This window comes from Actinomadura sp. NPDC049753 (assembly GCF_040674655.1).
GTDB lineage: Bacteria > Actinomycetota > Actinomycetes > Streptosporangiales > Streptosporangiaceae > Spirillospora > Spirillospora verrucosospora.
This window is the reverse complement of sequence record NZ_JBFARL010000305.1, coordinates 1-6,753: the sequence shown is the minus strand read 5'-3', so window position 1 is coordinate 6,753 and position 6,753 is coordinate 1. Positions and strand designations below refer to the sequence as shown.

Sequence of the window (6,753 nt, the reverse complement as noted above, 5' to 3'; positions counted from 1 at the left end):
GGTGCGGCTCGGCCGCGGTGAGATCGTCGCGCTGGTCGGGGAGAACGGATCGGGGAAGACGACCCTCGCCATCCCCGCACGCCAGCGACGCCAGCCCGAACAGCGCGAACCCGGTGAGCGTCATCCGGCGGTGCCCGGCCCGGTCGCCGAGGGCGCCGCCGCCCAGCAGCAGTCCCGCGATCGCGACCGCGTAGCCGTCCACGACGCCCTGCAGGCCGGGCAGGCCGGTGCCGAGCGCCCGGCCGATGCCGGGAAGCGCGACGTTGACGATCGTCACGTCCAGCAGCACCAGGAACATCCCGGCGCACAGGATCGCCAGCACCGCCCCGCGCCGGGGCGCGGGGCCGGTCGGCGGGTCGGCGGGGACCTCGGTGGCGTGCGTTGGGGAACCCATGCCGCCCACGGTCGCTCCCGGACGCTTCGCCGAGGGGCGAACCGTCCGGCCCGCGGGGGCGGGTCAGGCGACGGCGACGCGGGCGAGCGCGCCGGTCTCCAGCGCCACCCACAGGGCGCCGTCCGGTCCGACCGCGATGCCATGCGGCTCGCAGCCGGGCGTCGGCAGCGGGTGCTCGCCGATGCGGCCGTCGGTGCTGATGCGGCCGACGTGGGCGGTGGCCCATTCGGTGAACCACAGGTCCCCGCCGGGCCCGGCGACGATGGCGTGCGGGCGGGCGCCCCGGTCGGGCAGCGGGAACTCGGTGACCTTCCCCTCGGTGGTGATCCGCCCGATGTGCCCGGCGCCGATGCCGGTGAACCACAGTGCGCCGTCCGGGCCGGCGGTAATGCCGACCGGCGCGGAGCCCTCGGTGGGCAGCGGATGGACGGCGACCTCCCCGTCCGGCGCGATCCGCCCGATGGCGTTGCCCTGGTTGAGGGTGAACCACAGGGCCTCGTCCGGACCCGCCGCGATCATCGAGGGCATCGCGCCCTCTCCCGGCACCGGAAAGGCGCTGACCTGGCCGTCCACGGTGATCCGGCCGACGCCGCCGGCGTGCATGCGGGTGAACCACAGCGCGCCGTCCGGCCCGGCCGCGATCCCGCACGGGCCCCACCCCACGGGCAGGGCGAACCGCGCGACCTCGCCCTCCGGGGTGATCCGGCCGATCGCGTCGCCGTGGAACGCGGTGAACCACAGCGCGCCGTCCGGGCCCGCCGTGATGATCATCGGTCCGGCGGGGACGGGCCCGTGCACGGTGAGGCCCCCGTCCGGCGTCATCCGCGCGATCCGGCCCTCGTGGACGAGCGTGCACCACAGCGCCCCGTCCGGCCCGGCGGCGACGCTGTACGGCCCCGCGTCCGGGCCGGACACCCTGAACTCCTTGATCGTGGCGTGCGAACCCTCTGACATGGATGTCGTCCCCCCTCGTCCCTCCACTGCTGTTTCCGTCCGAGGAGAAAGTTAACGCAATCGGAGTTGCGTTAACATCGGTGCATGGACAGCTGCAGGAACCGCCGGACCGCGCGGTGACCGACTCCGGGCCCGGGACCGTCCGCCCCGGCGGCCGCACCGCGCGGGTGCGCGACGCCGTCCGGGAGGCGACCCTCGCCGTGCTGTCCGAGCACGGCTACCAGGGGCTCACCGTCGAGGCGGCGGCGGCCCGCTCCGGGGTCCACAAGACCACCGTCTACCGGCGGTGGAAGAACGCCGACGGCCTCATCGCCGACGCCCTCGGGATCGCCTCCGCCGAACCGTGGCCGATCCCCGACACCGGCACCCTCGCCGGCGACCTGCGCGCCCTCGCCCGGCTCGTCACGGCCGGCTTCGCCGATCCCGTCGATGGCCCTGTCGCGCGCGCCTTCGTGCTGGCCGCGGCCCAGAGCGGCGACGCCGCCCGATCCCTGCACGCGTTCTTCGCACGGCGCCATGAGCAGTCCGCCGTCATCGTCCGGCGTGCCGTCGAGCGCGGCGAGGTCCCCGCGGGCACGGACGCGGTCGAGGTCGTCCGGCTCGCCGTCGCCCCCCTGTACTACCGGCTGTTCATCACCGGGGAGCCGATCGACGAGCAGGCCGCCGACCGGGCCGCCGCGTCCGCGGACGCCGCCGCCCGCGCCGGCGCCCTTACGGCCGCGCCGAGCCCGTGACCGCCGCCGGTCCGGAGAGGGGCGGCCGCCTTCCGGCCCGGGAGATCAAGGGGCGCTGAGGGCGGCGCGCAGAGCGGCGGCGTAGGCGCGGGGGTGGGTGGTGTTGCCGTTGTGGCCGCCCGGGAACTCCCGGGGGGCCGTGCCGAGGAGATCGGCCAGCGCGAAGGCGCACTTGCTGTCGAAGACCGTGCGCGGGGTGGTCCGCCCGAAGGCCGGAACGATCAGGGTCGGGGACCCGGTGAGGGCGGCGACGTCGAGGGTGTCGTTGATGACGGCGGTGAAGTCGTGCTCGACGAAGAAGTCGAAGTTGCGCGCCCGCTGGGGCGTCATGGGGTGGCGGGTGAGGCCGGGCTCCACGTCGGGACTCGCGGGGTCTATGCCCAGCACGCCGGCGATCGTCGCGAACGTGGCGGCGAGCCCGTCCCGCCGGTGGACCTGCTGGATGTGGGCCAGTTCCCACTCGTGGCGGGCGCGCTGGTCGGCGGGCAGCAGCCGCGGGGTGACCGGCTCGTGGGCGACGAGCACGCTGATCTGGCCGGGGTGGTCCACGGCCAGGTGGAGCCCGATGGAGGCGCCCAGACTGCATCCCAGCATGAGCACCGGCTCGTCCGACAGTTCGGCCAGCAGGCGGTGGACGTCGTCGGCGTGGGCGGCCAGGCTCACCCCTTCGGCGGGGTCGTCCGGCACGCTGCGGGACAGGCCGCGGCGGTCGTAGGTCACCACGGTGTGGTCGGCGACGAGCCGGTCGACCAGGTCCGTGCTGCGCCCGGCGTCCCCCTCGCCGCTCTGTGAGATCAGCAGCATCGGGCCGGTGCCGCGCACCTCGTAGTAGAGCTCGGCGCCGTCGGTCCGGAGCATGCCCGCGGTCGTCGGGGTCGTCGCGGTGTCCATCGCAGGGTCCTCTCGGTCGGGGGCGGTTCCGCCCGTCCGGACCGACCGTAAAGCATCAACCTTGATACATCAAGTCTGATGCATCAATCCTGATGTAAGTTGGCGGCATGGACGGAGTCGAGCTTTTCCTGCTGGGACGGACCCTGATGAAGATCGGCGAGGAGGCCCTGCCCACCGAGGGCATCGGCCGGCACTCCACCAGCGTCCGGACCGTCCTGATCGTCGTGAGCGACGTGCGCGCGCACCCCGGCAGCGCCGTCGGAGAGATCGCAGACCGGACCGGCCTGCCGCAGAGCGCGGTGTCGGCTGCGGTCGCCCGACTTCGCGACACGGGCGCCGTCGTCACCGAGCCCGATCCCGACGACCGCCGCCGAGTCCGCGTCCGCCCCGCGCCGGCGCCCTCCGCCAGAGTGGAGGAGGTCAGGTCGAGCACCGTCGACGCCGCCCTCGCGGCTGCCCTGGACACCGACGACCCGCAACGGGTCGCCGAGATCGTCGGCCTGCTCGAAGAGCTCGCGCGGCACCTGACCCCGCAGGCGGTCACCCGCCTGCGGGGCTAGCCGCCCGCCGGACGCTCGGGCGCCGCGGCCGTCCGCGCCAGGCGGGCGGCGCGGCCGTGGAGGTAGCGCTGCTCGGGAAGGCTGTGGGTGCGCTCGGCCGCCGCCAGGTAGCACGCCCGCGCGGCGGCGGCGTCGCCCGACATCTCCAGCAGGTGGGCGCGGACGGCGTGCAGGCGGTGGTGCCCGGCGATCCGCGCGTCGTCCCGCAGCCCCTCCAGCAGGGCGAGCCCGGCGCCCGGCCCGCGGGCCATCGCCACGGCCACGGCGTGGTTGAGCGCCGCCATCGGGTTGGGCGACAGCTCCATCAGCACCCCGTAGAGGGCGGCGATCTGCTCCCAGTCGGTGTCCCGCGCGGTCGCGGCCTCGTCGTGGAGCGCGGCGATCGCGGCCTGCACCTGGTAGGGGCCGGCGGGCCCGTGCGGCAGCGCCGCCGACAGCAGCTCCACCCCCTCGGCGATGTACTCGGCGTTCCACGCGCTCCGGTCCTGCTCGGCGAGCGGGACGAGGACCCCGCCCGGGCCCGTCCGGGCGGGACGGCGCGCGTCGGTGAGCAGCATGAGCGCGAGCAGGCCGGTCGCCTCGGCGTCGCCGGGCAGCAGCCGGCGCACGATCCTGGCCAGCCGGATCGCCTCGGTCGCCAGCTCGCCCCGGTACAGGTGCGGTCCGGCCGTACTGGCGTACCCCTCGGTGAAGACCAGGTAGAGGACGCGCAGGACGGCGGCGACCCGGGCCGGCCGCTCGTCCGCGCCGGGCATCCGGAAGGGGACGCGGCTGTCGCGGACGCGCCGCTTCGCGCGGCTGATGCGCTGCCCCATGGTCGGCTCGGGGACGAAGAACGCGCGGGCGATCTCGGCCGTCGTCAGCCCGCCGACCGAGCGGAGGGTGAGCGCGATCTGCAGGTCCGGCGTCAGCACCGGGTGGCAGCACATGAACAGCAGGATCAGGGTGTCGTCACCGTCCTGCGGCGGACGGTCGGCGGCGGGGGAGAGCCAGGCGTCCGGCGGCGTCCACGCGGCCAGGGCGTCCTCGCGGCGCCGGCGGGCCCGCTCGGCGCGCAGCAGGTCGGTCAGCCGGCGGGACGCCACCGTGATCAGCCAGGCGCGCGGGTCGGCGGGGAGCCCCTGCTCCGGCCACTGCGTGGCGGCGGCGGCCAGCGCCTCCTGGACGGCGTCCTCGGCGGCGTCGAAGTGCCCGTACCGGCGGACCAGCGCGCCGAGGACCTGCGGCGCCAGCGGGCGCAGCAGGTCCCAGGCCTCCTCCGGCGGCGCGGTCACGGCTCCAGGTCGGCGCGCCCGTCGACGATCGGCCGCAGGTCCGCGTACGCCCGCTCCCGCGCCGCCTGCGGGCCCGGGCACTGCGCGAGCCGCGCGGCGATCTGCGAGGCGCGGTCGAAACTGTCGCACTCGATGACGGTGTATCCGGCGAGGACCTCGGCGGTCTCGGGGTAGGGGCCGTCGGTCACGGCCGGCACCCCGTCCTTCATGTGGAAGCGCCGGGTGTGGATGGGCGCGGCCAGCCCCTGGGCGTCCACGAACTCCCCGGACTCGACCAGGTCCCGGTTGAACCTCTCCATGAACGCGTGCATCTCGGCCAGTTCCTCGGCGGACCAGACGGCCTCGCCCTCGGGCACGTTGCCCGCCATCTCGTCGTAGGCCCGCTGCGACGCGTACAGCATGAGCATGTACTTCACGGTGGTCTCCCCTCCGGTCCGGCGCCCCGGCGGCGCCTCGCACAGGAGACGTCGGAGCCGTTCAGCCGCCTTCGACACACCTTTTCAGTTCTTTCCCGCGGACCGATGTCGAGAACCGCGCGCCCGCTCCGATCACCCCCTGACACGTGATCCCACTCCGAAGAGGAAGAACGTCATGGAGCACAACGGGCAGGGCGCCGGGAAGCGGGGATGGCTCGCGCTGGCCGTCCTCGCGCTGCCGTCCCTGGTGATGGCGATGGACATGACGGCGCTGCTGCTGGCGCTGCCGCAGCTGAGCACCGACCTCGGGGCCGACGGCACCGAGCAGCTGTGGATCAGCGACGCCTACGGCTTCATGGTCGCCGGATTCGTCATCACCATGGGGACCCTGGGCGACCGGATCGGACGCCGCCGCCTGCTGTTCACCGGCGCGGCCGCGTTCGCCGTCCTGTCGGCCCTCGCCGCCTACGCCCCCGGCCCGGGCACGCTGATCGCCGCCCGGGCGCTGCTGGGCGTGGCGGGCGCGACGCTGATGCCCTCGACGCTGGCACTGATCACCAACATCTTCCGCGACGAGCGCGAGCGCGGGAAGGCCATCGCGATCTGGGCCACCTGCCAGTTCGCGGGCGGGGCCTTCGGCCCCGTGCTGGCCGGGCTGCTGCTCCAGCGCTTCTGGTGGGGATCGGTGTTCCTGGTCGCCGTCCCGGTCATGGCGCTACTGCTGGCGGCCGGGCCGGTCCTGCTGCCGGAGTTCCGGGACCGGTCGGCCGGACGGCGGATCGACCCGCTCAGCGTCGGGCTCTCCCTGGCCGCCGTGCTGCCGATGGTCTACGGGTTGAAGCAGCTCACGATCGCCGACGGCCGCGGCGCCGCCCCCGCCGCGGCGCTCGCCGGCGGAGCGGTGATCGGCGCCGTGTTCGTCCGGCGCCAGCTCCGGCTCGAACACCCCCTGCTGGACCTGCGGCTGCTGCGCAGCCGCCCGCTCAGCGCCGTCCTGGTGTCGCTGGTGCTCGCGGGCGTCGCCATGGCGGGGACGGGCCTGATGGTGACCCAGTACCTGCAGGACGTGCTGGGGCATTCGCCGCTTGCCGCGGCCGTGCTGTTCGCGCCGATGGGGCTGGGCGTCGCGGCGGGGACGATGGCGGCGCCCGCGCTGGCCAGGCGGATCCGCCCGGCCACCGCGATCGCCTCCGGACTGGCGGTCTCGGCGGTGGGCTGCCTCCCGCTGACGGTGTCGGACGGAGCCGGGGCCGTCATCATCGGCATCACCGTCCTGGCCCTCGGCACCGGCCCGCTGTTCGCGCTGGGTACCGGCCTGGTGGTCGGGTCCGTCCCGCCCGAACGCGCGGGCTCGGCGGCGTCGATGTCGGAGACCGGCAACTACCTCGGCGGATCGCTGGGCCTGGCGGTCATCGGCGTGATCGGCGCCTCCGTCTACCAGGCCCGGATGGACCACGTCGGCGGCGCCGCGGCCCGCACCCTGGCCGGCGCCGTCGCCGCCGGCGGCCGCCTGCCGCCCGCGCGGGCCGA

General features: G+C 75.2%; 7 protein-coding genes and 1 pseudogene. 3 read left to right on the top strand and 5 right to left on the bottom strand.

The window, feature by feature from the left end; translation table 11 throughout:
• Together AB0K37_RS39280 and AB0K37_RS39275 are read right to left on the bottom strand one after the other, a co-directional pair.
• Positions 1 to 394 (bottom strand): annotated as a pseudogene (locus tag AB0K37_RS39280) (hypothetical protein); the annotation flags it as partial.
• Between the two features lie 63 nt (positions 395 to 457).
• Positions 458 to 1,348 carry a virginiamycin B lyase gene (locus tag AB0K37_RS39275; RefSeq protein WP_363990495.1) on the bottom strand — a complete coding sequence of 297 codons (891 nt, stop codon included), beginning with the start codon at positions 1,346 to 1,348 and terminating at the stop codon, positions 458 to 460.
• A gap of 80 nt (positions 1,349 to 1,428) precedes the next feature.
• Between AB0K37_RS39275 and AB0K37_RS39270 the strand changes: the two genes are divergently transcribed.
• Positions 1,429 to 2,082: a TetR/AcrR family transcriptional regulator gene (locus AB0K37_RS39270; RefSeq protein ID WP_363990492.1), complete on the top strand. Its 654-nt coding sequence runs from the start codon at positions 1,429 to 1,431 to the stop codon at positions 2,080 to 2,082.
• Between the two features lie 45 nt (positions 2,083 to 2,127).
• Here AB0K37_RS39270 and AB0K37_RS39265 read toward each other — a convergent pair whose 3' ends face one another.
• The gene (locus AB0K37_RS39265) at positions 2,128 to 2,973 is read right to left on the bottom strand and encodes an alpha/beta hydrolase (RefSeq protein ID WP_363990489.1); all 846 of its coding nucleotides are present in this window, start codon (positions 2,971 to 2,973) and stop codon (positions 2,128 to 2,130) included.
• Positions 2,974 to 3,080: 107 nt separating this feature from the next.
• On the opposite strand from AB0K37_RS39265, the gene AB0K37_RS39260 reads away from it, so the two are divergent.
• Positions 3,081 to 3,533, top strand: coding sequence for a helix-turn-helix domain-containing protein (locus AB0K37_RS39260; RefSeq protein ID WP_363990487.1), 453 nt, complete (start codon positions 3,081 to 3,083; stop codon positions 3,531 to 3,533).
• Here the strand turns inward: AB0K37_RS39260 and AB0K37_RS39255 are convergent.
• Both AB0K37_RS39255 and AB0K37_RS39250 read right to left on the bottom strand, forming a co-directional pair.
• Entirely contained in the window at positions 3,530 to 4,807 is a 1,278-nt protein-coding gene (locus AB0K37_RS39255; protein WP_363990484.1) for a DUF6596 domain-containing protein, read from the bottom strand. The genes AB0K37_RS39260 and AB0K37_RS39255 overlap by 4 nt on opposite strands.
• The gene (locus tag AB0K37_RS39250) at positions 4,804 to 5,214 is read right to left on the bottom strand and encodes a YciI family protein (protein WP_363990498.1); all 411 of its coding nucleotides are present in this window, start codon (positions 5,212 to 5,214) and stop codon (positions 4,804 to 4,806) included. The genes AB0K37_RS39255 and AB0K37_RS39250 overlap by 4 nt, the downstream gene beginning before the upstream one ends.
• Positions 5,215 to 5,398: 184 nt before the next feature.
• On the opposite strand from AB0K37_RS39250, the gene AB0K37_RS39245 reads away from it, so the two are divergent.
• Positions 5,399 to 6,753, top strand: a 1,355-nt coding sequence (locus AB0K37_RS39245) for an MFS transporter (protein ID WP_363990481.1), incomplete at its 3' end; no start/stop codon positions are given.